The sequence below is a fragment of the Micromonospora sp. CA-259024 genome (genome assembly GCF_050936255.1).
Taxonomy (GTDB): Bacteria; Actinomycetota; Actinomycetes; order Mycobacteriales; family Micromonosporaceae; genus Micromonospora.
Window position 1 is genome coordinate 2,402,817 of sequence record NZ_JBNJND010000002.1, and the last position, 24,011, is coordinate 2,426,827.

At 71.0% G+C, this 24,011-nt stretch carries 25 protein-coding genes; 11 read left to right on the forward strand and 14 right to left on the reverse strand.

Annotated features, from left to right (window positions below; all coding sequences use genetic code 11):
- Window positions 1–56 precede the first annotated feature (56 nt).
- The 3 genes from ACQEUX_RS30705 to ACQEUX_RS30715 all read right to left on the reverse strand — a co-directional run bounded on the left by ACQEUX_RS30705 (window position 57) and on the right by ACQEUX_RS30715 (window position 2,573).
- Entirely contained in the window at window positions 57–1,127 is a 1,071-nt protein-coding gene (locus ACQEUX_RS30705; RefSeq protein WP_433055885.1) for a hypothetical protein, read from the reverse strand.
- 223 nt (window positions 1,128–1,350) lie between these two features.
- The gene (locus ACQEUX_RS30710; RefSeq protein WP_433055888.1) at window positions 1,351–1,950 is read right to left on the reverse strand and encodes a ClpP family protease; all 600 of its coding nucleotides are present in this window, start codon (window positions 1,948–1,950) and stop codon (window positions 1,351–1,353) included.
- A 137-nt stretch (window positions 1,951–2,087) separates the two neighbouring features.
- Window positions 2,088–2,573 (reverse strand): helix-turn-helix domain-containing protein, encoded by a 486-nt coding sequence (locus ACQEUX_RS30715; RefSeq protein ID WP_433055891.1) that lies wholly within the window; start codon window positions 2,571–2,573, stop codon window positions 2,088–2,090.
- 264 nt (window positions 2,574–2,837) lie between these two features.
- Here ACQEUX_RS30715 and ACQEUX_RS30720 point away from each other — a divergent pair, with 264 nt between their 5' ends.
- The gene (locus tag ACQEUX_RS30720) at window positions 2,838–3,851 is read left to right on the forward strand and encodes a potassium channel family protein (protein ID WP_433055894.1); all 1,014 of its coding nucleotides are present in this window, start codon (window positions 2,838–2,840) and stop codon (window positions 3,849–3,851) included.
- A 36-nt stretch (window positions 3,852–3,887) separates the two neighbouring features.
- On the opposite strand, the gene ACQEUX_RS30725 is transcribed toward ACQEUX_RS30720, so the two are convergent.
- Window positions 3,888–4,367 carry a MarR family winged helix-turn-helix transcriptional regulator gene (locus ACQEUX_RS30725; RefSeq protein WP_433055897.1) on the reverse strand — a complete coding sequence of 160 codons (480 nt, stop codon included), beginning with the start codon at window positions 4,365–4,367 and terminating at the stop codon, window positions 3,888–3,890.
- A gap of 82 nt (window positions 4,368–4,449) precedes the next feature.
- Here ACQEUX_RS30725 and ACQEUX_RS30730 point away from each other — a divergent pair, with 82 nt between their 5' ends.
- Complete coding sequence (locus ACQEUX_RS30730) at window positions 4,450–5,094, forward strand: FMN-dependent NADH-azoreductase (protein WP_433055900.1); 645 nt, start codon at window positions 4,450–4,452, stop codon at window positions 5,092–5,094.
- Window positions 5,095–5,163: 69 nt separating this feature from the next.
- Here ACQEUX_RS30730 and ACQEUX_RS30735 read toward each other — a convergent pair whose 3' ends face one another.
- From ACQEUX_RS30735 to ACQEUX_RS30745, 3 genes are all read right to left on the reverse strand, one after another.
- Complete coding sequence (locus ACQEUX_RS30735) at window positions 5,164–6,198, reverse strand: 2-oxoacid:ferredoxin oxidoreductase subunit beta (RefSeq protein WP_433055903.1); 1,035 nt, start codon at window positions 6,196–6,198, stop codon at window positions 5,164–5,166.
- A complete protein-coding gene (locus ACQEUX_RS30740; RefSeq protein WP_433055906.1) occupies window positions 6,191–8,038 on the reverse strand; it encodes a 2-oxoacid:acceptor oxidoreductase subunit alpha in 1,848 nt (615 codons plus the stop codon). Before ACQEUX_RS30740 ends, ACQEUX_RS30735 begins: the two co-directional genes overlap by 8 nt.
- Window positions 8,039–8,410: 372 nt before the next feature.
- The gene (locus tag ACQEUX_RS30745; protein WP_433055909.1) at window positions 8,411–9,865 is read right to left on the reverse strand and encodes a hypothetical protein; all 1,455 of its coding nucleotides are present in this window, start codon (window positions 9,863–9,865) and stop codon (window positions 8,411–8,413) included.
- 129 nt (window positions 9,866–9,994) lie between these two features.
- Here ACQEUX_RS30745 and ndhC point away from each other — a divergent pair, with 129 nt between their 5' ends.
- Window positions 9,995–10,372 carry an NADH-quinone oxidoreductase subunit A gene (ndhC, locus tag ACQEUX_RS30750; protein ID WP_433055911.1) on the forward strand — a complete coding sequence of 126 codons (378 nt, stop codon included), beginning with the start codon at window positions 9,995–9,997 and terminating at the stop codon, window positions 10,370–10,372.
- A 73-nt stretch (window positions 10,373–10,445) separates the two neighbouring features.
- On the opposite strand, the gene ACQEUX_RS30755 is transcribed toward ndhC, so the two are convergent.
- On the reverse strand, window positions 10,446–11,504 hold the full coding sequence (locus ACQEUX_RS30755) for an IS110 family transposase (RefSeq protein ID WP_433046162.1): 1,059 nt from the start codon (window positions 11,502–11,504) through the stop codon (window positions 10,446–10,448).
- 251 nt (window positions 11,505–11,755) lie between these two features.
- Window positions 11,756–12,625 carry a dihydropteroate synthase gene (folP, locus tag ACQEUX_RS30760; RefSeq protein ID WP_433055914.1) on the reverse strand — a complete coding sequence of 290 codons (870 nt, stop codon included), beginning with the start codon at window positions 12,623–12,625 and terminating at the stop codon, window positions 11,756–11,758.
- A gap of 154 nt (window positions 12,626–12,779) precedes the next feature.
- Between folP and ACQEUX_RS30765 the strand changes: the two genes are divergently transcribed.
- Complete coding sequence (locus ACQEUX_RS30765; protein WP_433055917.1) at window positions 12,780–13,412, forward strand: DivIVA domain-containing protein; 633 nt, start codon at window positions 12,780–12,782, stop codon at window positions 13,410–13,412.
- On the forward strand, window positions 13,409–13,906 hold the full coding sequence (locus ACQEUX_RS30770; RefSeq protein WP_433055920.1) for an SRPBCC family protein: 498 nt from the start codon (window positions 13,409–13,411) through the stop codon (window positions 13,904–13,906). Before ACQEUX_RS30765 ends, ACQEUX_RS30770 begins: the two co-directional genes overlap by 4 nt.
- Here the strand turns inward: ACQEUX_RS30770 and ACQEUX_RS30775 are convergent.
- Window positions 13,851–14,744 carry a sterol desaturase family protein gene (locus ACQEUX_RS30775; RefSeq protein WP_433055923.1) on the reverse strand — a complete coding sequence of 298 codons (894 nt, stop codon included), beginning with the start codon at window positions 14,742–14,744 and terminating at the stop codon, window positions 13,851–13,853. The two genes, ACQEUX_RS30770 and ACQEUX_RS30775, sit on opposite strands and share 56 nt — an antisense overlap.
- 137 nt (window positions 14,745–14,881) lie before the next feature.
- Here ACQEUX_RS30775 and ACQEUX_RS30780 point away from each other — a divergent pair, with 137 nt between their 5' ends.
- Together ACQEUX_RS30780 and ACQEUX_RS30785 are read left to right on the forward strand one after the other, a co-directional pair.
- A complete protein-coding gene (locus tag ACQEUX_RS30780; protein ID WP_433055925.1) occupies window positions 14,882–15,463 on the forward strand; it encodes a DNA-3-methyladenine glycosylase I in 582 nt (193 codons plus the stop codon).
- 13 nt (window positions 15,464–15,476) lie between these two features.
- Window positions 15,477–16,100 carry a hypothetical protein gene (locus ACQEUX_RS30785; RefSeq protein WP_433055928.1) on the forward strand — a complete coding sequence of 208 codons (624 nt, stop codon included), beginning with the start codon at window positions 15,477–15,479 and terminating at the stop codon, window positions 16,098–16,100.
- A gap of 9 nt (window positions 16,101–16,109) precedes the next feature.
- On the opposite strand, the gene ACQEUX_RS30790 is transcribed toward ACQEUX_RS30785, so the two are convergent.
- Together ACQEUX_RS30790 and ACQEUX_RS30795 are read right to left on the reverse strand one after the other, a co-directional pair.
- Window positions 16,110–16,901, reverse strand: coding sequence for an enoyl-CoA hydratase-related protein (locus ACQEUX_RS30790; RefSeq protein ID WP_433055931.1), 792 nt, complete (start codon window positions 16,899–16,901; stop codon window positions 16,110–16,112).
- A gap of 4 nt (window positions 16,902–16,905) precedes the next feature.
- Window positions 16,906–17,724: a PaaX family transcriptional regulator gene (locus ACQEUX_RS30795; RefSeq protein ID WP_433055934.1), complete on the reverse strand. Its 819-nt coding sequence runs from the start codon at window positions 17,722–17,724 to the stop codon at window positions 16,906–16,908.
- Window positions 17,725–17,914: 190 nt separating this feature from the next.
- Here ACQEUX_RS30795 and ACQEUX_RS30800 point away from each other — a divergent pair, with 190 nt between their 5' ends.
- Entirely contained in the window at window positions 17,915–18,082 is a 168-nt protein-coding gene (locus ACQEUX_RS30800) for a DUF3117 domain-containing protein (RefSeq protein ID WP_007455245.1), read from the forward strand.
- A gap of 147 nt (window positions 18,083–18,229) precedes the next feature.
- Window positions 18,230–19,705, forward strand: coding sequence for a leucyl aminopeptidase family protein (locus ACQEUX_RS30805; RefSeq protein ID WP_433055937.1), 1,476 nt, complete (start codon window positions 18,230–18,232; stop codon window positions 19,703–19,705).
- Window positions 19,706–19,712: 7 nt separating this feature from the next.
- On the opposite strand, the gene ACQEUX_RS30810 is transcribed toward ACQEUX_RS30805, so the two are convergent.
- The gene (locus ACQEUX_RS30810) at window positions 19,713–20,282 is read right to left on the reverse strand and encodes an O-methyltransferase (protein ID WP_433057253.1); all 570 of its coding nucleotides are present in this window, start codon (window positions 20,280–20,282) and stop codon (window positions 19,713–19,715) included.
- A 314-nt stretch (window positions 20,283–20,596) separates the two neighbouring features.
- Between ACQEUX_RS30810 and ACQEUX_RS30815 the strand changes: the two genes are divergently transcribed.
- A complete protein-coding gene (locus ACQEUX_RS30815; protein WP_433055940.1) occupies window positions 20,597–22,069 on the forward strand; it encodes a trypsin-like peptidase domain-containing protein in 1,473 nt (490 codons plus the stop codon).
- Between the two features lie 76 nt (window positions 22,070–22,145).
- Window positions 22,146–22,568, forward strand: a complete 423-nt coding sequence (locus ACQEUX_RS30820; protein WP_433055943.1) for a preprotein translocase subunit TatB — start codon at window positions 22,146–22,148, stop codon at window positions 22,566–22,568.
- 241 nt (window positions 22,569–22,809) lie between these two features.
- On the opposite strand, the gene ACQEUX_RS30825 is transcribed toward ACQEUX_RS30820, so the two are convergent.
- Window positions 22,810–23,958 carry an Mrp/NBP35 family ATP-binding protein gene (locus ACQEUX_RS30825; RefSeq protein ID WP_433055946.1) on the reverse strand — a complete coding sequence of 383 codons (1,149 nt, stop codon included), beginning with the start codon at window positions 23,956–23,958 and terminating at the stop codon, window positions 22,810–22,812.
- Between the last annotated feature and the right edge of the window lie 53 nt (window positions 23,959–24,011).

A 24,011-nucleotide genomic window follows, 5' to 3' on the forward strand; every position in this document is an offset into this window, starting at 1 on the left:
GATGTGACGCTGCACGAAGCACAGCAGTGGGTCTCGGTGTTACCGGCTGCACGCCGTCAGCTTCCGTCGTGCCCCCCGGCTGCGGGAATGTTCATTCGGGCCCACCACGCGCCCAGTCGTTTGCTCGTCGTGCCCTGCCAGAGCACGTTCACGCCGGTGTAGCCGACCGATACGCCAGCGCCGGCCATGGCAACCCCGATCAGCAAGGCGCGCTGGTTGATCAAAAACATCCCGAAACCGGTGACACACAATGCTGCTCCGAGGGCGATGGCCGCCACCGCGAAGAGATCGGGACTTCTGATCATGATGGACAAGCTCTCGGTGGCGCACGCCAGGGAGGCGATGAGGAGCGCGATTCCGACGAGCGTGCTGACGCTCGCCAGGACCACGACGCCTCCGGTTGCCGTGGCAGCCGCAAGACCCAAGCCAATGACTCCGAACCAATGACGGCGGTCAGCTAGTCCGGCGTATCCCGCGGCCCCGATCATCGCTCCAACGGCGACGCAGATGATACCGATCAGCACAGCGCCGGCGGTTGACAAGCCGAGGCCGAAGGCGGCGATAGCCGCTCCGAGGCCGACGATGGACGTGTAACCGTGCCCACCGGTCAGCATGGACATGCCGAATGCGATCAAGGCGGCTCCGACCCCGAGGCTGAAGTTCCCGGGAATGATGTTCCTGGTTGCCAACGCGGTAACCCCGATGACACTGAGGACCGTTCCCAGGGCGATGGTTGTGCTGGCACTGAGCAGAAGTCCTGCACTCTCTCGGCCTGCCGGAACGAGGGCGGCACCGAAGGTCAGGGCGCTGGAGGCACCGGTGGCCCAGGGGACCACGGACGTTGGCCCAACGGCAGCCAGCACCGTCGCGACGAGCGCAGCCAACAGCATTGTCCCGATGCCCCAGCGGCTGATCGGCGTTCCGGGCCGGCGGCGTAGCCAGGCAGCAACCGCCACGATCGCGCCGAGCCCAAGGCTGGCTGCCACGACACGCCACCGGTAGTCATTGCTGAGAATGTTGATCACCAGTCCGCCGCCGGTGGTTCCCAGAAGCGTGCTGGCTAGCCGGCCGCGCCAGTCCAGATGTGCCGATCGGTGGTGGCTGGTGCTGGTGACCTCCCTGTCCATCAACTGATCATCGCAAATAGGCGCAGACCCGAACCGTGCTCATGTCAGCTCGATCGGCGGCGATGCCGGTGAAGTCCGAGGCGAGAATGGTGACCGTGACGTAAGCGGCGAACATATGCCCTCCTTGTGGCTGTCTGCCTCAAGCGCGGCCGTGACCTGAGGTACCGCGGTTGCCGCGGCGAGTGCCAAGCCGATGCAGGCCGGAGTGTGGCAACCACGGGAATCAGACCGCCGGTAGCTGTTCGGCTCGGGTGAGCACCTGGTCGATGAGGCCGTACTCCCGGGCCTGCTCGGCGGTGAACCAGCGGTCCCGGTCCCAGTCGCGCTGGATCTCGTCCAGCGTCCGTCCACTGTGCTGGGCGATCAACTCCTGCATCGTCCGCTTTACGTGCAGCATGTTCTCGGCCTGGATGGTGATGTCGGAGGCGGTGCCGCCCATCCCGCCGGACGGCTGGTGCATCATGATCCGCGAATGCGGCAGCGCGTACCGCTTGCCGGCCGCGCCCGCGCAGAGCAGGAACTGCCCCATCGAACCGGCGAACCCGAGCGCCAGCGTGGCCACGTCGTTGCGGACGTAGCGCATCGTGTCGTAGACCGCCATGCCCGCGCTCACCGAACCGCCCGGTGAGTTGATGTAGAGGTAGATGTCCCGGTCGGCGTCCTCGGCCGCGAGCAGCAGGATCTGCGCGCAGATCTGGTTGGCCGACTCCTCCGTCACCTCGGTGCCGAGGAAGACGATGCGCTCTCGCAGCAGCCGCTCGAACACGTGATCACCAAAGGACGGCTGCCCGCCGTCCAGCATCCGCACGCCGTACCCGATCATGTGCCGCCACCCTCCGCGGTGCCGGCGGGCGGGGGGGAACCGCCCGGTGGACCGGCCTCTTCAGCGTGCGCGCGACGGCGGTGGCTGGCCCAGTGATTCTGCCGCCGGCAGATCCGCCAACGGCAGAACCGCGCGGCCTACGCGGCGGTCAGCCGCCGCGCCCCCGCCCGGGCCCACACACAACCCCGCAGCGCGGCGGTACGCGGACCGGGGCGCGAGCCTCCGGCGGAGGCCTTCGCCCCGACGCAGAGGGTCGGCCCGCTCGCCCCGGGCGCCCGGTGCAGGATCGGGCCGCTGGTGCGCAGGGTGTGCCGGCCTGCCTCCTGTCGGACGACCGAGGCGCGTTCCAACCGGGTCAGCGCGGCACGTGGTGCGGTCGGAATGCGGGGTTCGACCCTGCGCAGGTCATCGCGAGCCTCCTCCAACAGGTCGGAGAGGCGGATGCCGAGCGCCCGGCAGATCGCCGCGAGCACCTCTGAGGAAGCCTCCTTGCGGCCCCGCTCGACCTCGGACAGGTAGGGCACGGAAACCCCGGCGGACGCGGCCACCTCACGTAGCGTGCGGCCCTGGCTCTGCCGCAGGCGGCGCAACACCCCGCCGATCACTCGTCGCAGCAACGACATGCCGGCCTCACTCTCGCGGTCGTCGTCGGGAGGACAACCCCATCATGCACGTCACCGGCCGTCCGGACCGACCCGTGCGGGCCGCACCGCCGAATCGGCGCGGGCGAGGTAGGCGGTCCGTCGCCACTGGACCATCCGGGATCGGACGTACTCGGTGTATTCGTCGTCGGCCTCGGTTGTCCCCTGCCCAACCCGGACGTGCGGTGAACGGCGTACCCGCTATGTTGTGGGCGTGCAGGCGACAGTGGCGGAGCAGGTTCGACGGTGATCCATTTTCCCGCGCAGCGCCGGGGCCCGCTGAGCGCGCTGAGCCTACGGCTCGCGGCCGCCCTGGGCCTGGTCTTCGCCGTGGTCGCCGCGGTCTACCTGGGTCGGGACGGCTACCGCGACGTCAACGAGGACGGCCTCACCCTGCTCGACTGCTTCTACTACGCGGTCGTTTCGCTCTCCACCACCGGCTACGGCGACATCACGCCGGCCACGCCGTCGGCCCGGCTGGTCAACGTCCTCTTCATCACCCCGGCCCGAGTGATCTTCCTGATCATCCTGGTCGGCACCACCCTGGAAGTTCTGACCGAGCAGTACCGGACCGGCCGTCGCCTGTCGCGGTGGAGGAGAAGCGTGAAGGACCACGTCATCATCTGCGGCTACGGCACCAAGGGGCGCAGCGCGGTCTCCGCGCTGATGGAGAACGGTCTGGACCGGTCGCGGATCGTGGTGGTGGAGCGCAGCGCCGCCGCTCTGCGGCAGGCCACCTCCGCCGGGCTGGTGGCGATCGAGGGCTCGGCGACCCGCTCGTCGGTGCTGAACGAGGCGCACGTCCGCAACGCGAAGGCCGTGATCATCGCGACCGACAGCGACGATGCGTCGGTGCTGGTCGCGCTGACCGTACGGCAGCTCACCGCCGGACAGGTCCGGATCATCGCGGCGGCGCGGGAGGCGGAGAACGCTCCGCTGCTCAAGCAGAGCGGCGCGCACCACGTGATCGTTTCCTCGGCCACCGCGGGCCGGCTGCTCGGCCTGTCCACCTCGGCGCCGCCGCTGATCGACGTGGTGGAGGATCTGCTCACTCCCGGCCAGGGCATGGCGCTGGCGATGCGCTCGGCGGAGCGGGACGAGGTGGGTCGCTCGCCGCGTGAGCTCGACTCGTTGGTGATCGCCCTGGTGCGGCGGGGCAAGGTGGTCACCCTGGCCGACCGGGCCGGCGCGGTGATCGAGACCGGCGACATGCTGGTGCACGTGCGCGACGACCGCCCCCAGTCGGCCACGACCGCCTGACCGTCCTGCCGCTGCGGCGGCGTCAGAGGTGCAGCGTCAGCAGGCGTCGTCGGCGGCGCAGATCGCCTCGGTGCAGTTGACCGACGTCGCGGTGGAGGCCCGCCGGAGCAGCTCGTAGAGCGTCTCCCGCTCGGTCGGATCCAGTGCCCCCAGCACCTCGTCCTCAGCGCTGGCGAGGGCACACTCGGCCTCGCTGAGGCGTTTTGCCCCGTCTTCGGTCAGTTCGACGACGTGCCGGCGGCGGTCTTCTGGTGAGCGTCGACGCTCGATCAGCTGCTTCGCTTCCAGGTCGTTGAGCAGCCCGACGATGTTGGTGCTGTCCATTTCCAGGATGGTGGCGAGCGCCTGTTGACCGGTGCCGCCGCCGGCGCGCAGCACCGTGAGCGCGACCAGATGCCGGGGGCGTAGGCCCAGCGGCGCCAGCACCGACTCCGACCTCAGTCGCATCCGCCGGGCCAGGTGGTCCAGGAGTGCGCCCGAGCGGTGCTCCGAAGGGTCAAGCGGCGGCGCGGACATGTGACTCAGTCTACCGAGCCAGAGGAACATCGGCCTGCTATAAATAGTTTGTGCTGCACAGACGATCATTGGAGGGGGAATAATGCATCTGCTGCATATCGACTCAAGCATTCGGGGCGAGTGGTCGGTCAGCCGGCGGCTCACCGCCCGCGCGGTCTCCACGTGGCGTGCGGCCCATCCGGACGGCACGGTCACCTACCGGGACCTGGGCGCGAATCCGCTGCCGCACCTGGACTCGGAGGGCGGCCTGGCTCGGATGACGCCACCGGACCAGCACACCCCGGCGCAGCGCGAATCCTGGGAGCTCAGCGAGCGGCTGGTCGACGAGGTGAAGCAGGCCGACGTGGTGCTGCTCGGGCTGCCGCTCTACAACTACGGCGCGCCCAGCAGCGTCAAGGCGTGGGTCGACCACCTGATCGTGCCCGGCCTCGCGTACGACCCGACGACCCAGCAGGGCCTGCTCGGCGACCGCGAGTTCGTGGTGGTGGCCACCCGGGGTGGCGGCTACGGCGAGGGCACCCCGCGCAACGGCTGGGACCACGCTGAGCCGTGGCTCCCGCACGGCTTGTCGCTCACCGGCATGGAGCCGCGCTTCATCAGCACCGAACTGACCCTCTCCACCTCGGTGCCGGCGATGGCGGAGCTGATCCCGCTGCACGAGGCGAGCCTCGCGGCGGCCGAGAAGGAGATCGACAGCCTCTGGCTGCCGGCCTCGGCCCAGCGCTGAGGCGTTGCCGGTACGACGAGAGCGGCCGCCCCCGTTTCAGGGACGGCCGCTCTCGTCAGGTACGACGGATCAGAGGATGGTCCAGGTGTCGCCGCTGTTCAGTAGGCCGGCGAGTTGCTGTTCGGGGGTTTCGGTGACGGTGGCTTTGGCGGCCGTGAGTTGGCTCTGTACGACGCTGTCGTAGGACGGGCGGTCGACTGAGCGGAACACTCCGATGGGGGTGTTGCGCAGGTCGAGGCCGGGTAGTCGGGACAGTGCGAAGGCGTATGCCGGGTCGGTTACCGTGGCGTCGTGTACGACGATCTCGTCGGGGCGGACCGAGTTGGTGTCGCGGACTTCCAGGCCGAAGCCGCCCGGGGGGTGTACGACGCAGAACTGCCCGTCGGCGCCGAAGGTGATCGGTTGTCCGTGTTCCAGGCGGATGAGGTAGTCGTCGCGGGTGGTGGGGTCTTTGAGTTGGTCGAATGCGCCGTCGTTGAAGATGTTGCAGTTTTGGTAGATCTCGACGAACGCTGAGCCTTCGTGTTCGGCGGCGGCTCGTAGCACTGACTGGAGGTGTTTGCGGTCGGAGTCGATGGTGCGGCCGACGAAGCTGGCTTCGGCGCCGAGGGCGAGTGAGAGTGGGTTGAACGGGGCGTCGGCCGAGCCGGCCGGGGTCGACTTGGTGATTTTGCCGACTTCGGAGGTGGGCGAGTACTGGCCTTTGGTCAGGCCGTAGATCCGGTTGTTGAACAGCAGGATCTTGAGGTTGACGTTGCGGCGTAGGGCGTGGATGAGGTGGTTGCCGCCGATGGAGAGGGCGTCGCCGTCGCCGGTGACGACCCAGACTGACAGGTCGGGGCGGGACACTGACAGGCCGGTCGCGATCGCTGGGGCGCGGCCGTGGATCGAGTGCATTCCGTAGGTGTTCATGTAGTACGGGAAACGCGACGAGCAGCCGATCCCGGAGACGAAGACGGTGCGTTCGCGGGGGATGTTCAGCTCCGGCATGAACTGTTGGATGGCTGCCAGGATCGCGTAGTCACCGCAGCCGGGGCACCAGCGGACCTCTTGGTCGGACTTGAAGTCCTTCGCGGTGAGCTTGAGGGTGACGGGCTCAGACATTCTTCAGGACCTCTTCCAGCGTCGTCTCCAGCTCGGTGGCCGTGAACGGGAGGCCGCGGACCTGGTTGTAGCTGATCGCGTCGACGAGGTAGCGGGCCCGGATGACGTGGGCGAGTTGGCCCAGGTTCATCTCCGGGATGACGACCTTGTCGTAGGAGCGCAGCACCTCGCCGAGGTTGGCTGGCATCGGGGCCAGGTGCCGCAGGTGCGCCTGGGCGACGGACAGGCCCCGCTGGCGTAGCCCGCGGCACGCCGCGCCGATCGGCCCGTACGTCGAGCCCCAACCCAGCACCAGCACCCGGGCGTCGCCGTCGGGGTCCTCCACCTCGATGTCCGGCACCGGGATCGTCTCGATCCGGGCCGCGCGGGTGCGGACCATGAAGTCGTGGTTGGCCGGGTCGTAGGAGATGTCGCCGGTTTTGTCGGCCTTCTCCAACCCACCGATGCGGTGCTCCAGGCCGGCGGTGCCGGGGATCGCCCACGGTCGGGCCAGGGTCTGCGGGTCCCGCAGGTAGGGCAGGAACGTGGTGCCGTCCTCCCCGTTGGGTGCGGTGGCGAACTCGACCCGCAGATCGGGCAGCGACTCCACGTCCGGCAGCAGCCACGGCTCGGAGCCGTTGGCGACGTAGTTGTCGGACAACAGGATCACCGGGGTGCGGTAGGTCAACGCGATCCGGGCCGCCTCCAACGCCGCGAAGAAACAGTCCGACGGCGAGCGGGGGGCGATCACCGCGACCGGCGCCTCACCGTGGCGACCGTAGAGCGCCATGTTGAGATCGGCCTGCTCCGTCTTCGTCGGCATACCCGTCGACGGACCGGCACGCTGCACGTCCACGATCACCAGCGGCAACTCCAACGCCACCGCCAACGAGATCGTCTCACTCTTGAGGGCCACACCCGGACCGCTGGTGGTCGTCACCCCCAACGATCCGCCGTACGAGGCGCCCAGGGCGGCGCCGACGGCGGCGATCTCATCCTCGGCCTGCACCGTGAGCACACCGAAACGCTTGTGCTTACTCAACTCGTGCAGGATGTCCGACGCCGGCGTGATCGGGTACGCGCCGAGGAACACCGGCAACCCGGAACGAACCCCCGCGGCGACCAACCCCAACGACAACGCCGCGTTACCGGTGATGTTGCGGTAGGTGCCCGGCGTCATCTTCGCCGGCTTCACCTCATAACGCACCGCGAAGTCCTCGGTCGTCTCACCGAAGTTCCACCCGGCCCGGAACGCGGCCACGTTCGCCGCGACCAACTCCGGACGAGCCGCGAACTTCCGCTCCAAAAACCGCAACGTCGACTCGAACGGCCGCGAATACATCCACGACAACAGACCCAGGGCGAACATGTTCTTCGACCGCTCAGCGTCCTTCTTCGACACCTCGAACGCGGCGAGCGCACCCACCGTCATCGACGTCAACGCCACCGGATGCACCACATACCCGGCCAGCGAGTCATCATCCAGCGGGTTGGACTGGTAACCGACCTTCGCCAGGTTGCGCCTGGTGAACTCATCAGTGTTCACGATGATGTCCGCACCACGCGGCAGATCAGCCAGGTTCGCCTTCAACGCCGCCGGGTTCATCGCCACCAACACATTCGGCGCGTCACCCGGGGTGAGGATGTCGTAATCGGCGAAATGCACCTGGAAACTCGACACACCCGGCAAAGTCCCAGCAGGAGCCCGAATCTCAGCGGGGAAATTCGGCAACGTGGAAATGTCATTACCCAACTGCGCCGTCTCCGAGGTGAACCGGTCACCGGTCAACTGCATGCCGTCGCCGGAGTCACCGGCGAACCGGATGACCACCCGGTCAAGTTGACGGATCTGCTTGGTCACTGTGCCACCTTCGTTCGCGACTGCGGGGCTCGCAACACCGGCTCACTCCTCGCGCTCACGCCTGCACCTCGCTTCGCTGCGCGCGATCGCGCGGGCGGCTGAACATGATGGTGACCTCGCCTTGCCCGGTCACAGGACCTCCTTGACGCGACGTTTCACCGCACCGCTCCAGGCTGGTCCGGCCGCTGTCGTTCCTCACCTGAGAGCCTACGTCTAAGGGAGCCCTAACTATCCCCGGAGGTCCGCCGACTGGGACCCAACTGACCCGAGAAATGCCCAGGTTTGCGGCCTTACGCCCCGCCCGCCGTAATTCAGATCACCACCGGGCCGCTCCGACGACCCCGGCCGGGCTCGGTCGTGGTCGCCCGTCGATCAGTCGGCGGGGCTGGGTGCGGGGCCGGTGAGTCGGCGGCGCAGCGAGGTGGTGGCCAGCGTGAGAGCCAGCACCACCAGCAGCGCGGAGACCGCGATCAGGATGACCGCGGTGCGCCGCACCGAGGTCATCCCGCCCTCGTCCTCGGCGGCGCCGGCCGGGAGTACGCCCTGGGAGCCGGTCGGCGCGGGCGGTGAGACCACCGGCGTGGCCAGCGCGGCCGCCGCGGTGATCCGGAAGCTCATCTGCACCTGCCGGGTCGGGCCGCTGCGCGGGTCGAGGTGGCCGATGACGGCGCCGGACAATGGCGCTTCCCGCTGGGCCTGCGGAGTCGCCTCCACCGGCAGCCGAAACTCGGCGGTCTCGCCCGCCGCCACCAGGCCCGCGTCACAGCGGGTCCGGGTCGGGTCGACCGCCACGCAGCCGAGCGGTGGGGCCGGCACGGTCACCCCGGCCGGCAGGACCACCTCGACCCGGCCTGCGGCGTCCACCGCGCCGGTGTTGCCCAGCCGAAGCGTGAGGGTGCTGGCCGCGCCGCTGATGTCGAAGGCCACCTCGTCTGCGGCTAGGGCGATCCCGGGCGCTGGCGGACCGGGCGGGAAGAGCACCGCGAAGCCCTGGTCGTCGATCGCCTGCCCGGGCACTCCCGGCGCGTTCGCGGTGACCTGGACGGAGCCGCCGAGGGGCATCTGCTTCCACGCGGCGCCGTCCACCCGCAGCCGCAGCAGAGTGCTGAACCGGACGCCGGCCGCGGCCGTCCAGGCCCCACAGCGGTAGGTGCCGCCACCGGCGGCGGCGCAGCCCTTCGTCCCGGCGTCGGTCAGGCCGGCGGGCAGCGTGTAGGAGAGCCGGATCCGTTGCGCCGTCGTGCCGGTGTTGCTCACCGTGACCTGCAATGTCGTGGCCGTGCTGGCCTGGTTCCAGTACGCCTCGGTGAGGGTAACGTCCTGGGTGGTGACCTGCACGCCCAGGGGGTGCGCCGGCGGCGGTGCCGCCGAACCCGGAGCGGGCGGGCGTACCGGCGGAACCGGCGGCGTCGGCGGAACCGGGGGAACCGTGAGCACCGGGGGCGCCGGCGTGGGCGGTCGGGTCGTGCCGCCCGGTGCGGGCGCGGTGATGGTCGGCGGCACGTCCGGGGCCGTGGTCACCGGCACCGGCGGCGTCGTCACCGGCGGTGGCGCGGTGGTCTCCGGCGCCGGGTCCGTCGGCCCCGGATCACTCGGGTCCTCGGTGGGGGTGGGTTCCTCCGCCGGGGTGGTCTCGGGGTCTGCCTCGGGGTCGCTGACCGGGTCGGTCAGCGTCACGACCGGGTCCGCCTCCGGCGCTGTCGCGCTGGCCCACGCCGGGGCCGCGGCGAGCGCCGCGAGCAGACCGAGCGCGAGCGCGGTCGCCAGCAGGGGCGTGGGACGCCGCCCCTCCGCCCGGTTACCGGGCGACGCCTTCACGCGGGCCATCTGTCCTCCGGTGACATGGGTGGGTGTCCAATATTCGGTAACAATTGCCCCGGTGCACTAGTCCCATCTGGAAACAAATCCGTAACGTGTTTGGGACGGCTCTTCCTGGCGGACGGTAGGCTCCGGACTGTGACCGGATACCTGGGCTCGTACGCGACGCTCGGGCTCTTACTGCTCGCCAGCGTCCTGTTCTTCGTTACGGCGTTTGCGGCGAACCGGGTGTTACGTCCCATGCGTCCGGCCGATCCGCCGGGCAAGCGGGCCAGCTACGAGTGCGGGCTCGACCCGGTCGGCGCGGACTGGGCACAGATGCAGATCCGCTACTACGTCTACGCGTACCTCTACGTGCTGTTCGCGGTCGAGGCGGTGTTTCTCTTCCCCTGGGCGGTGGTCTTCGACCGGCCGGGCTTCGGTCTGGTGACGGTGGTGGAGATGGCGGTGTTCGTGGCGGTGCTCGCGCTCGGCATCCTCTATGCCTGGCGTAGGAACATCCTCCGCTGGACCTGAGCGTCGCGACCTCCGGCGATCGTGCCGGCCCGCCCGGCCGTTCGCGGTCGGTTACGGCGACGACCGGACGCTCCTATGCCGGGTCAAGTGTTTGGGGTGGGGTTTCGAGGCGTCGGTAGATTTCGCGGGCGACGTAGCGTTTGAGGCAGCGTTTGATCTCTCGGTCGGTTTTGCCTTGGGCGCGGCGCCGTTCGGCGTAGGCGCGGGTGTCCTGGTCGCGTTGTAGGCGGGTCAGGACGATGGTGTGCAGGGCGCGGTTGAGTTGGCGGTCGCCTGAGCGGTTGAGCCGGTAGCGGATGGTCTTTCCTGATGATGCGGGGATCGGGGCGGCGCCGGCGAGCATGGCGAACGCGGCGTCGTTTCGGCAGCGTCCGGGGTGGGACCAGGCGGTGAGCACGGTGGCGGCAACGATCGGTCCGACTCCGGTGAGGTCGAGTAGGTCGGGTCGCCAGGAGCGGACGATCGTGCGGATCGCCCTTTCGTGTTCGGCGGCTTCGGCTTCGAGGAAGCGGACGCGGCGGGCGAGGTCGCGCAGCACGGTCAGGCAGGTGAACACGTCGATATCCGCGCTGCTGGAGGGGCGTAGTCGGGTGGCGGTGGTGAGCATGGCCCGGGTGCTCTGGCCGCGGAAGCGGGCCCGCACCACCTCGGGAGCGGTGATCACCAACGCGTGCAGCTGCCGCTGAGCGTCAGCACTGGCTTCCACGGCCGCTCGGCGGGCGGTCAGCCGCACCTGCAGTGCTGCTCGTTGCGCGCCGGTCTTGGGCTGCGCCAGCCGCGTGCGGGCCAGGGCGTCGCGGGCGGCGCGTTCGGCGTCGATCGGGTCAGACTTCGCCCCGGCCCGGCGGGCCGGTCGCAGCGGCCGGTCCAGTTCGACGAGCAGCTCACCGGCATCGGCCAGGTGTCGGGCGAGGCCGGCGCCGTAGCCGCCGGAGCCCTCGAGGGCCCAGGCCCGCAGCCCTGAATGCTGTCCGGCCAGGGCCACCAGCTGCGCGTAGCCGTCTGCGTCGGTGTTGACCGTGATCCGCGCCAAGACCCCGCCGGTGCGGGTATCGAGCAGCGCAGCAGTGTGGGTGTCTTTGTGCGTGTCGACGCCGATGACGACCTCGACCAGATCTGCCAGCATGGACATGCGTTCTCTCCTCACCGTGGGGACGCAAAGGTCCGGTCCGGTGCGGAGATGGCAGGACTGTGATGAGACACGCCAGCCGCTAACTGGCGGTCAAGCTCCTGATCAGGCCAAACGTCTCCCGCCGGGCCGGCGCCGGCAGCAGCGGACGGACAAGTCCAGCCAAAGGCACAAAGCCAGTCAGGCCAAGAGTCACGCCCACCACTGCCAGCTATCAGCTCACCACTGCTGAACCGACCCCGCCATGCTCACAGTCAGGCCAGACCCCGGCGGGTCGCCGTCGGCGGACGGTCGCCTCGGATCGAGGCCACCATGTCCAGTACCCGGCGGGTCGGGCCGACCTGGTGGGCCCGGAACACCCGGGCGCCCAACCAGGCCGACACCGCCGTCGCGGCGAGCGTCCCCTCCAGCCGTTCGGCCACCGGCAGGTCCAACGTCTCACCGATGAAGTCCTTGTTGGAGAGCGCCACCAGCACCGGCCAGCCGGTTCCGGTCAGCTCGCCCAGGCGGCGGGTGATCTCCAGGGAGTGCCGGGTGTTCTTGCCGAAGTCGTGTGCCGGGTCGATGAGGACACCGTCGGGGCGTACCCCTGCCGCCACCGCGCGCTCGGCGAGCCCGGTCACCGTCGCGACCACGTCGGCGACCACGTCGTCGAAGGCGGCCCGGTGCGGCCTGGTCCGCGGTGTCAGGCCGCCGGCGTGCGAGCAGACCAGGCCCGCGCCGGTCTGCGCGGCCACCTGGGCCAGCGCCGGGTCGGCGCCCGACCACGTGTCGTTGAGAAGGTCGGCGCCGGCTGCCACGGCCTCGGTCGCCACCTCGGCACGCCAGGTGTCGATGGAGATCACCACCTCCGGGAACGCGGTCCGGACGGCGGCGATGGTGTCCACCGTGCGCCGGATCTCCTCGGCGACGTCCACGTTCACGCCGGGGCCGGCCTTGACCCCGCCGATGTCGATGATGGCCGCGCCCTCGTCCACCGCGCGTTCCACCGCGCGCAGAGCGCTGTCGGCGGCGTAGGTGGCCCCCCGGTCGAAGAACGAGTCCGGTGTGCGGTTGATGATCGCCATCACCACCAGCTCACCGGGGGCGAACGTGCGCCCACCCAGCCGAAGCGCCCCGGCCATGCCCGCCTCCTGAGAGTCCGCCGTCGCCGCCGCGTCGGCCGATCCCGACGCTAGTCGGTCGCCCGGCCGCAACTCCGGGCGGGCGTCGGCACCGATCGTGATCGGGACGGGTGGCGGGGTCGCTCCCGGCCGGCTGCCATGCCACGATCAGTGCATGGGTCAGCTTCTGCTCCTCCTGGTCGTGGCGTTGACCGTCGCGGCGGTGATATTCGGTGTGACGGTGCTGGTCACCGGCCGTGATCCCGGCCTGGTGCCCGCCGAGCCCGATTCGCAGGCCGTGGCGTTGCCCGGCACCCGGCCGTTGCACGAATCGGATGTGTCGGCGGTCCGTTTCGACACCGGGTTGCGCGGGTACCGGATGGCCCAGGTCGATCAGGCGATGCGCCGCGCCGCCTACGACATCGGCTACAAGTCGGAGCTGATCGGCGTACTGGAGTCGGAGGTCATCGCGTTGCGTGAAGGACGCGTCGACGACGCGGACGTGCTGCGTCAGGCCCGTGAGCAGTCCGCCGGCAAGGGGACGAACGCGGACGTGGCCGAGCCGGGCGCGGATGTTCCGCTGGACGGGGACGCCGGCTCCGGCGCGGCTCCGGTCGGCTCGGCTGGTGCGGGCGCGCTGCCCGCCGCCACCTCGTCCCCGGCGGATTCCGACGGCGTGGCACCAGCGGTCGCGCCGGTCGACGGTGAGCCGACCGATCGTGAGCAGACCGATCGCGAGCAGACCGACGGCGCATCCGCCGACGGCACGGGGCAACACGGCGCGGTGGTGCGGTCGGAGTTGGCGTGACCGGCCCGGAGGGCGCTGACGATCTTCGGGAGGCAGCCCAACCCGGCGCCGGTGAGGTGACCGCAACGGTGATCGTCGACGCCCCGGCGGAGCGGGTCTTCGCGGCGTTGCTCGCCTGGGACCGTCAGTCCGACTGGATTCCGTTCACCCGCGTGCGGGTGGTCGACGGCGACGGGCGCGAGGGCAGCCGGATCGAGGCGGTGACGGCGCTCGGCCGGGCGACGCTGCGCGACGAGATGCGGGTGGTCCGCGTCGACGAGCCGTACGAGATCGGTGTGGTGCACTACGGCCAGTTGCTGCGCGGCCCGGGCGTGCTGCGCTGCACCCAGCTGGGCCGTGCTCGTACCCAGGTCGTCTGGCACGAGTGGTTCCACCTACCGGGCGGCCGGGTCGGTCGACTGGCGTGGCCGGTGCTCTGGCCCGGCTCCAAGCTCGGCCTCACCCAGGCGCTGAAGAGGTTCGCCCGTCTGGTCGAGCAGGGCCGGCTGCCCTGACCACGCCCGGTGTCGGGTGCCAGCCCGGCGACCGGAAGAGATGCCCGACGCGGTGCCGCCAGCTTGCCGCGGCGCGGAGGTCCCGGGCGATCGAGGCGTACTCGTGGAAGGCCACCCGGACCGGGTTGTAGCTGCCGATGTTCTTCGTCAGGCCGTACACGCAGCGCTCCCGCTCCGGCGCGAACGAGCCGAACAGCCGGTCCCAGACGATCAGGATGCCGCCGAAGTTGCGATCCAGGTAGCCGCCCTGCGAGGCGTGGTGCACCCGGTGGTGCGACGGGGTGTTGAACATCGCCTCGTACCAGCGCGGCATCTGGTCGATTCGTTCGGTGTGGATCCAGAACTGGTAGAGCAGGTTGACCGAGCCGCAGAACGCGACCACCGCCGGGTGGACGCCGGCCAGGATCAGCGGGATGTAGAAGACCCAACTGGTCAGGCCGGTCCACGGCTGGCGCAGAGCGGTGGAGAGGTTGAACCGCTGCGACGAGTGGTGCACCACGTGCGAGGCCCAGAGGATCCGGATCACGTGGTGACCGCGGTGCGACCAGTAGTAGAAGAAGTCCTGGGCGAGCAGGATCAGCGGCCAGCTCCACCAAACCTCGGCCACCCGCAGCGGGGTGAGCGCGTAGAGCAACGCGTACGCGGCGGCGATCGGCACCTTCCAGAGCAGGTCGGTGAAGACGCTGCCCAGCCCCATCGCCAGGCTGGTCGCGGTGTCCGCGCCGCCGTAGCCGACCTCGTCGTCGTCGCGGTGCAGCAGGTAGGAGATCCGCTCCAGCGCGATGAGCAGCAGGAAGGCCGGGATCGACCAGGCGATGACGTCCGGGAACTCCTTCATCGCGCGGCCTCCGCTCGCCGTCACCGGCCGGGGAGCACCGTTGGGCGACTCCGGCCTACCGGTCGGTAACAAGCACCATAGGCAGCTGGGCGGCCGGTGGCAATGGGGTGTCGGTCCGATGCCCTAGCGTGTACGAGGTGACTGACCTGGTGATCGGTGCCGACGGGCTGGCTCGCTGCGCCTGGGGGTCGAGCACCCCCGACTACGCCGTCTACCACGACACCGAGTGGGGGAGGCCGTTGCACGGCGACGACGCGCTCTACGAGCGGATGACGCTGGAGGCGTTCCAGTCGGGGCTTTCCTGGCTGACCATCCTGCGCAAACGCCCGGCGTTTCGGCTGGCCTTCGACGAGTTCCACATCGCGACCGTCGCCGGCTACGACGATGCCGACGTGACCCGGCTGCTCGCCGACGCCGGCATCGTCCGTAACCGGGCCAAGATCGAGGCGGCGGTCGCCAACGCCCGCGCCGCACTGGAGCTGCCGGAAGGGTTGTCCGCGCTGCTCTGGTCCTTCGCACCGGAGCCCCGGCCGGCCCGCCCCGCCTCGTTCGCCGAGCTCGCGCCGATCACCGCGGAGTCGACGGCGATGGCCAAGGCGCTCAAGAAGCGTGGCTTCCGGTTCGTGGGTCCGACGACCGCGTACGCGCTGATGCAGGCCACCGGCATGGTCGACGATCACATCGTCGGCTGTCACGTCACGCTCCCACCGGCGACATGATGGGATGGCAGACATGACGACCGAGACCGCGTACCGGGCCGGTGGAACCGGCCGTGCCGACGGGGTGGGAACCTGGGCCGTGCTGCTGCCAGCCGAGCGGTACGACGCCGAGCGGCTCGTGCACCACGACACGTTGGAGCTGACCGGTCTGACCGACGTCGCCCGGCCGGTGCCGGGTGACCGGGTGGCGGTTCTGGCCGACGGGCCGCCGCGGCTGGTGGCGCTCGGCCGGGTCACCGCGCCGGCTCAGCGCCACCGGGAAGACCCGGACGACCCGCAGTCCCCGGTCGAGCCGGGGACGCTCGTCGTCGCGTACACCCGGCGGGCCTTCGACGAGCCGGTGCCGGCCGACCTGCTGACGCTCGACGGGCCGGTCACCGCGCTGGAGCCGGCGGCCTTCCGGGCGCTGGCCGACCAGCTCGGTCCGCCCCCGACGCGGCGCACCTGGCTGGTCAGCCTCGACCTGCCGATCGAGGCTGGCACGCCGGCCGAGGCGGTGCGGCTGTTCTGGTCGTACGTGCAGGAGTTGGGCCCACGTGAGCTGCCCGCCTTCGTCTCGCCGTCCGGCGACGAGCTGGCCATGCAGGCGTTCGTGCTGGGCGCGGAGGCCAACCAGGACCCGGAAGAGGACGACTAGGCGCGGCGTTCAGCGTCCCTCGAAGACCGGCTTCTGCTTGCCGACGAAGGCGAGCGTGGCCGCCCGGTGGTCGGCGGTGGCGCCGCAGATCGACTGGGCCTGCGCCTCGGCCGCGAGGGCGTCGGCGAGGGTGCCGGCGTCCGCGATGGAGAGCTGCCGTTTGATCGCCCCGTACGCGACGGTGGGGCCTGCGGCGAGGCGGGCGGCCAGTTCCTGGGCGGCCGGCACCACCTGCTCGTCGTCGTCCATCAACCGGTTGAGCAGCCCCAGCCGGCAGGCCTCCTCGGCGCGAACCGGCTCGGCCAGCATCAGCAGCTCCACCGCCTTGGCGTGGCCGACCAGCCGGGGCAGCGTCCAGGAGGCGCCGGTGTCGGCGGCGAGGCCGACCTTGGCGAAGGCCATCAGGAAACTGGTGGTCGGGCCCCCGATGCGGATGTCGGCGAGGAACGCCAGTGAGGCGCCCGCCCCGGCAGCCATCCCGCGGACCGCGGCGATCACCGGCTTGGGCAGGTTGGCGAGCCGGGCGGCGATCGGGTTGTAGTGCGCCCGCACGGTGGCCAGCGGGTCACTGGCGGAGTTTTCCAGGGTGGACACGTGCTCGCGCAGGTCCTGCCCGGCGCTGAACGACCCACCGGCTCCGGCCAGCACGACCGCCCGGCAGGACCGGTCCGTCTCCAGCTGCGCCAGGGCGTCCCGCAGCGCTTCCTTGAGCGGCACGTCGAGCGCGTTCATCGCGTTCGGCCGGTTGAGCGTGAGGGTGACGACGGCGTCGGTCCGGTCGACCAGCAGCGGCTCGGTCACGTGTCTAACGACCCTTCTGTCGGACGATGCGGTTGCCGGCGTCGAGGCACTGTTCGACGTACCGGTCGGCGGCCGGACGCAGGCGAGTCGCGTGCCGGTCGAAGAAACTGGCCGCGGCGGTGCCGGGCCAGCGCTCGGGCAGCAGTGCCGGGGGCAGCTGCGGGTCCCGGAACAGGAAGGTACGCCACGCGTGCACGAGCCGGAACCGGGTCGCGTACGCCTCCTCGTCGCTGCTGCGGACGGTGACCGCCGCGAGCAGTGGGCGCTGCTCGGCGACGAATCGCTCGTAGGCGCGGCCGATCTCGGTCAGGTTCCACGCTCGCCGGACCACGCCCATCGCGCCGGGTGTGCCGGCGAAGTGCGAGGCGGTGAACCGCTCGAACCGGATGCCGGTCTCGGCGAGCAGCAGGTCGACGTCCTCGGCGGGGCGGGTGGCCACCCACGTCTGCTCGTCGAGCGTGCCGTAGCCGAGGAAGCTGAGGTTGGCGGCGAGCCGCTGCCGGTCCCGTCGGGAACCCGGGGCCTCCAACACCAGCAGATCGAACCGGCCGTCCCAGGTGACCCGGCCGGTCCGGTAGATCCGGGCCGCTGCCTCGTCGAGTCGCCGGGCGGCTTTCGGTGTGATCGAATAACCCGGTCCGGACGCCAACCGGAGTGGCTCGAGCCAGCCCTGACGCACCATCCGGGAGACGGCGGTGCGAACAGCCGGCGGTGCGATTCCCAGCGGCGCCAGTAGCTTGACCAGGGCGGCGACCGGTGCCCGGCCACCCCTCGGACGGAGGTGGTCGCCGTACAGGTCGAAGAGTGCCGACCGTGCCTGCATGACCGCACATTGTGACAGGCCTTCTCAAGATAAGCTAGATGCTGTTACATCAATGCTGCTCCGGTTTGGGTCCGGCGGTGTTCATCAGGGAAAATCGTTGGTCGACACCCCCGCGACCGTTGCGGGTGGTCGTGACGAAGTGGCTGTGGGGCAACCCACCGACCCTGGTGTAGGTCTGAGGGGAGACAACATGGCGGCGATGAAGCCGCGGACGGGCGACGGTCCGCTGGAAGTCACCAAGGAGGGTCGGGGCATCGTCATGCGGGTCCCGCTGGAGGGCGGTGGCCGGCTCGTCGTCGAGATGACTCCCGACGAGGCCAACGCGCTCGGTGACGCGTTGAAGGCAGCGGCCGGCTGAGTAAGGAGTGGTCCGGGCGGTCTACACCGCCCGGAACGTTCTTCGGACCCTGAGCCACCGGGATCCCCGGTGGCTCAGGGTCTTCATCCGTGCGGGCAGGCGGGGCAGATCCCGCTCCGCGAGACTTCCCTGGAGGTACGGTTCCGCGTGCTCGCCATCCGTCTGATCGCCGAGCCCGACCGGCTCGACGTCCTCGTCCTGCCTGTCCGTCCCGCCGATCCGGCAGCGGAGGGCGACGCTCCGGCCGAGCCGATGCCGACCGCCGTGACGCCCCCGGACAGCACGGCCGACGAGGCCGCCGCACTGGTGCCGGCGGCCCGACTGACCGGCCGAGCCGGCGAGGTCCACACCCAGGTGCGCCCCGGGCGTACCCCCGCTCGGCTGCTGCTGCTCGGCATCGGCGACGGCGGCGAGGCGGCCTGGCGGACGGCTGGCGCGGCCCTGGCCCGCTCAGCTGCCGATGAGACGCATATCACCATCGTGCTGCCGGTCGAGGTGACTCCCGCCGCGATCCGTGGGTTGACCGAGGGGCTGCTGCTCGCCCCGTACCGGTTCCGGCTGACCCAGGCTGGCGATCCTCCCGCGCTCAGCGGCGTCGACCTGCTGCACACCGACCCCACCGCGTACGAGACGACCGTCGCGGCGGCCCGGACCACCGCGGCGATGACCCATCTCGCCCGTGACCTGACCAACACCCCCTCCTCGGTGAAGAACCCGCAGTGGTTCGCCGACCAGGTGGCCTCCGCCGCGACCGACCTGCCGGGCCTGCGACTGCGGGTCCGTGGCCCGGCCGAGCTGGCCGCCGAGGGCTTCGGCGGGATCCTCGCCGTGGGCGGCGGCTCGGCCAGCGGCCCCCGGCTGATCGAGTTGGACTGGCATCCAGCCGACGCGCGCACGCATGTGGTGCTGGTCGGCAAGGGCATCACCTTCGACACGGGTGGCATCTCGATCAAGCCGGTGCCGGCGATGAAGCTGATGCGAAAGGACATGGCCGGCGCGGCCGCGGTGGTCGCCGCCACCCTGGGCGCCGCCGCGCTGCGACTGCCGGTCCGGGTCACCACGCTGGCCCCGCTCGCCGAGAACATGGTCAGCGGCTCGGCGTTCCGCCCCGGCGACATCGTCCGGCACTACGGCGGGACGACCAGCGAGACGACCAACTCCGACGCCGAGGGGCGACTGGTCCTCGCCGACGCGCTGGCGTACGCGGAGCAGCAGCTCAAACCGGACCTGCTGCTCGACCTGGCCACCCTCACCGGTGCCAACGCCGTGGCGCTGGGCAAGCGCACCGCCGCCCTGTACAGCGAGAACGACCAGCTGGCCGCCGACGTGCTGGCAGCGGCCGAGGCGGCCGGCGAGTCGGCCTGGCGGATGCCGCTGCACACCGACTACGTCGAGTACCTGGGCAGCGAGATCGCCGACCTCTACAGCGCACCGGCACAGGGTGCCGGCTCGGTGACCGCCGCGCTCTACCTGCGCGAGTTCACCGGCGAACTACGGGACCGCTGGCTGCACCTGGACATGTCGGCCCCATCCTGGGCCGACGGCGACCAGGCCGAGGTCAGCCGCGGCGCGACGGGCTGGGGTGTGCGCTCGCTGCTGCGTTGGCTGGCCAGCGTCGACTGAGCGACGGTCAGCACTTCACCGCGGCGAGCACCCCGTGCCCGACCGGCAGCAGCGCGGGGATCCAGTGCTCCGACTCCCGGACCGCCTTGATCGTCTCGCGGACCGTCACCGTCTCCGCGTCCCGGGCGGCCGGGTCACCGATCCGGCCGTTGGCCAGCACGCCGTTGAGCGCGAGCACGCCCCCCGGGCGCAGCAGCCGCAGCGCCGCTTCGACGCAGGCATGGAAGCCGGTGGCCTCCGCGTCCACGAAGACCAGGTCGTACGCACCGTCGGCGAGCCGGGGCAGCACGTCGAGAGCACGACCGGTGATGATCCGCGTACGGCCGGCCGCGAAGCCCGCCTCGGCGAAGATCCGCCGCGCGATCCGCTGGTGCTCCACCTCCACGTCGATGGTGGTGAGCACACCGTCGGCGCGCATGCCGCGCAGCAACCAGACCCCGCTCACCCCGGTGCCGGTGCCGATCTCCACCACCGCTCGGGCGTTGCCGGCGGCGGCCAGCAGCCGCAGTGCCGCCCCCGCGCCGGGGGTGACCGCGTCGAGGCCGACCTCCCGGGCCAGGCTGCGGGCGGTGCGCAGGACGAGATCCTCGGTGACGTACGACTCGGCGAACTGCTGAGCCTGGGCCGTCGAACTGCCGGAACCGGCGACCGTGGCGATGAGGCACCTCCGGGGGCGGTGCGTGGTGCGGGGGCGGGTTGGCACTGTGAGCGTAGAGGCGACCGTCGCGGCGCGCAGCCGCGCCTCCGCCTGTTGCGATCACCGGGACAACCGCTGACTCCACCGCGTGCATCCGTGCAATCCTGGAGGCGGTATCCCGTCAGCCGCGACCAGACCGGCCTGTGGCCGGGCGACGCGGCACGGGATCCGGGGACGGACTGGGAGGCACCGACGTGACCGACGGCTGGGACTGGCGCCGGGGCGGTGAGACTCCGGCTCCGGCGCGACCGCCCGGAGCAGGGGCTCCGCCGGCGGGGTCGCCGACCATGCCGGGGGCTGGCAGCACGCCCACTGTGCCGCCAGGCGACGCACCGACGTCCGGGCACCCGCCCGTGGCTGGTGCGCCGACCGCCGGGGCATCGGCGGCGCCCGTGGCGGGTGTGCCGACCGCCGGGGCATCGGCGGGCTGGCCGGTATCGACCGCGGGTGGGCCCGGCTCGGCCGGCGCGTCGCCCTGGTGGTCGGACGCGCTCGCCGATCCATGGCGGGACCCGGCGGCGCCGAGTGCGGTGGTGGTGCCCGGGGTGGTGGCGGCCGGCACCGAGCCGGAGCCGGTCACCGATCCGGACGCGCCGGGCCGGCCGACGTTGCGTCACCTGCTGCTCATCCCCGTGATCACCGCGCTGCTGGCCGGCACCCTCGGCGGCGCATTGGGTTACGCGTTCGCGGTACGCGGCGGGGCTGGTGGGACGGTGCTCGGCGGTGCGCCGGCGGAAGTGCCAGCGCTCGCCCAGCGCAAGCCGGAGTCACTGGCCGGGGTCGCCGAACGTGTCCTGCCCAGCGTGGTCACCGTACGGGTCAGCAGCCTCGGCGGGACCAGTGAGGGCTCCGGCTTCATCGCCACCGCCGACGGCCACGTGATCACCAACGACCACGTGGTGGCCGGAGGCAGCGGCAAGGCCTCGGTGGTCTTCAACGACGGCACTACCGCGCCGGCGACCATCGTCGGTCAGGACCCGGAGTCGGACATCGCGGTGATCAAGGTGAGCCGCCCCGGGCTGCGACCGGTGGAGTTCGGTGACTCCGACGCGCTGGCGGTCGGCGACCCGGTGCTCGCCATCGGCTCGCCGCTGTCGCTGGCCAACACGGTCACCGCCGGCATCGTGAGTGCTCTGGACCGGACGATGCAGGCCGGCGAACCCGGCGGCCCGGTGCGCTACTACGCGGCCATCCAGACCGACGCCGCGGTCAACCACGGCAACTCGGGCGGTCCGTTGGTCGACGGCGCCGGGCGGGTGGTCGGAGTGAACTCCACCATCAAGTCGCTGGTCGCCGAGGGGCAGGAGGCGGGCAACATCGGGCTCGCCTTCGCGATCCCGATCAACCAGGCCAAGCGGGTGACCCAGGACATCATCGGCACCGGCAAGGCCCGGCGTACGGTGATCGGCGCCCGGGCCGAGGGCCCGAACGGGGCCGCCGGGGGCGGCTTGCGGCTGGCCGAGGTGGAGCCCTCCGGCCCGGCGGACGGTGCCGGGCTGAAGGTCGGCGACGTGATCCTCAAGATCAACGGTCGGCCGATGACCGAGCCGACGGACCTGACCGCGTTGGTCCGCAAGTTCGCGCCGGGCTCGGTGGTGACCGTCGAGTTTCGGCGGGGCTCCACCCGGCAGAACACCTCGGTAACTCTCGCCGCAGACGCAAAGTGAACAGCGGCTCACCCCTTGCCCGAACGCCGTCCGGCGTGCGTAGTCTTGCTGCTGACGCCGAGAGGAGGCCAGCGGGATGTTCGAAAACCTGAACTGGTGGGAGATCGGGGCGCTGCTGCTCCTGGCGCTGCTGATCTTCGGTGACCGGCTGCCCGCAGTCATCACCGACGGCCTGCGGTTGGTGCGCAACCTGCGCAACATGGCCCGTAACGCCACCGGCGACCTGAGTCGCGAGCTGGGGACCGACATCCAGCTGGAGGATCTGCACCCGAAGGCGTTCATCCGCAAGCACCTCCTCAGCGAGGAGGACGAGGCGGCGATCCGTAAGCCGTTGCAGGGCGTCTACGACGACCTGCGTGCGGACGTCGGTGGCGTGCACAACGACCTGAAGGACGTGGCCAGCGCCGCCGACCTGCGGTCGAACGGGACCCGGTCCGGCACGGCCACCGGCACCCCCACGGCGCCGGCCCCCCGGGCCAGCTACGACGACGCCACCTGACCAACCCGCACCCGACCAACCCGCACCCGCGCGGCCCGCGCCTGACCCGCCCGCCTGACCCGCCCGCCCGGCCCGCGCCCGTCTGGCCTGCACCCGCCCGGCCTCGATCGGGCCGTGATCGACTCGGATTTCAGGAAGTCGGCCGGTCAGTCGGTCCGAGATACCCCGATATCCTGAAAGCCGAGTTGATCATGCCGGCCAGCGGCCGCCAGCGGCCGCCAGCGGCCACAGCGGTCAGCGGTCAGCGGCCGGCGGGCTTGAGGCCGAGCGGTTTGCCGAGCAGCGACTCACGGCGCAGCGCGAGCCGGTCGGCGATCGTGCCGAGCGCCTGCGCGGCCGGGGACTCCGGCTCGGCCAGCACGACCGGGTTGCCGGCGTCACCGGCCTCGCGGACCCGGGTGTCGAGTGGGATCTGACCGAGCAGCGGCACCTGAGCGCCGATGGTCCGGCTCAGCGACTCGGCGACGGCGGCCCCGCCCCCGGCACCGAAGATCTCCATCCGGGAGCCGTCCGGCAGCTCCAGCCAGGACATGTTCTCGATGACGCCGACCACCCGCTGGTGGGTCTGCAGGGCGATCGCACCGGCCCGCTCGGCCACCTCGGCGGCGGCGGTCTGCGGGGTGGTGACGATCAGGATCTCCGAGTTGGGGAGCAGCTGGGCCAGCGAGATGGCCACGTCACCTGTGCCCGGGGGCAGGTCGAGCAGGAGCACGTCCAGGTCGCCCCAGTAGACGTCGGCCAGGAACTGCTGCAACGCCCGGTGCAGCATCGGGCCGCGCCACACCACCGCCGCGTTGCCGGAGGTGAACATGCCGATCGAGATCACCTTCACGCCGTGCGACTGCGGCGGCATGATCATGTCCTCGACGCGGGTGGGCCGGCCGTCCGCGCCGAGCATCCGGGGCACCGAGTGGCCGTAGATGTCCGCGTCGACCACGCCGACGGAGAGCCCGCGGGCGGCGAGCGCCGCAGCCAGGTTGACCGTCACGCTGGACTTGCCGACGCCACCCTTGCCGCTGGCCACCGCGTACACCCGGGTGCGTGAGCCGGGCTGGGCGAACGGGATGACGGGCTCCGCGGTGGCGCCCCCACCGCGCAGCTGCGACTGCAACGACTGCCGCTGCTCGGGGGTCATCACACCGAAGTCGATCTCCACGCCGGTGACGCCGGGCACCGCGGCGACCGCGGCGGTGATGTCCGTCCGCAGCTTGTCCTTGAGCGGGCAGCCGGCCACGGTGAGCAGCAGCTCGACCCGTACGACACCGCTGGCACCGATCGTGGCGGAGCGGACCATGCCCAGCTCGGTGATGGGCCGGCGGATCTCCGGGTCGTTGACCGTGGCCAGGGCGGCCTGGATCGCGTCCTCGACGGTGCTCACGGGTGCTGACATGCCCACAATGCTACGTCGCGGGGCATCCGCTGCCGCTGCTGCCCGGGGCGGTG